Origin of the sequence: Pseudomonas tremae (assembly GCF_001401155.1) — a bacterium.
GTDB lineage: Bacteria > Pseudomonadota > Gammaproteobacteria > Pseudomonadales > Pseudomonadaceae > Aquipseudomonas > Aquipseudomonas tremae.
The window spans coordinates 1-305 of record NZ_LJRO01000487.1 but is presented as its reverse complement, the minus strand read 5'-3'; the positions used below and the strand labels follow the sequence as shown (position 1 = coordinate 305).

The following is a 305-nucleotide window of genomic DNA, read 5'->3' as shown; positions in this document are numbered from 1 at the left end:
GTGTTTTTTTTAGATGTGTATAAGAGACAGATTGTGCTCAATGGAAGCGGCATCCAGATGGCAGGAATGGACGTTTTTCAGGCCTGTTGGGGTGGGTTGAATGCGCTCGGCACCGCTTGGCGCAAGGCTTGCGAGCGAGGTGGGCGCGCAGCGCCGGTCAGGACGATAGGGTGCGTTGGCGCAGAGCGCCCGAATATGCGCGCAATATTCAGCAACCATTTTGCCGGGTCGCAGACTGAGCAAATGTCAGTCTGCCGCAGGCAGAGCGTCCAGTACCGCATGCTGGCGCGGAGCATCTGCACGAT

1 protein-coding gene is annotated in these 305 nt (G+C 58.0%); it reads right to left on the bottom strand.

The window, feature by feature from the left end:
• Positions 1-77: 77 nt before the first annotated feature.
• Positions 78-305: hypothetical protein (locus ALO43_RS31235; protein WP_235812551.1), on the bottom strand; the 228-nt coding region annotated here is incomplete at its 5' end.